The 449-nt window shown below is 61.2% G+C and carries 1 protein-coding gene; it reads left to right on the forward strand.

Annotated features, from left to right (window positions below; all coding sequences use genetic code 11):
- On the forward strand, positions 1–449 hold a 449-nt coding region (locus AC1DH9_RS30985), incomplete at both ends, for an immunoglobulin-like domain-containing protein (RefSeq protein WP_477809567.1).

Genomic DNA, 449 nt, shown 5'->3' on the forward strand with positions numbered 1-449 from the left:
CACCACCATCGAAAGCACCACCGGTGGCAACTTCGAACAGTTGACCCCGAGCACGACGCCGGCAGTCACGACGATCACCGATTCGATCGACAACACCGGACTGTCCCTGGCAGCGACCGGTTCGGTCACCGAAGGCGGCCAGATCACCTACACCGCCACGCTGAGCAATCCGGCTGGCACACCGATGACTGTCACGCTCAGCAATGGCGCCGTAATCAACATCGAAGCTGGTAAAACCACCGGCTCGGTGGTGGTCGATACCCCGGCGAATGACGTCTACAAAAACGGCAGCACCGTCAGCACCACCATCGAAAGCACCACCGGTGGCAACTTCGAACAGTTGACCCCGAGCACGACGCCGGCAGTCACGACGATCACCGATTCGATCGACAACACCGGACTGTCCCTGGCAGCGACCGGTTCGGTCACCGAAGGCGGCCAGATCACCT

The organism is Pseudomonas sp. 05T35 (assembly GCF_056396605.1).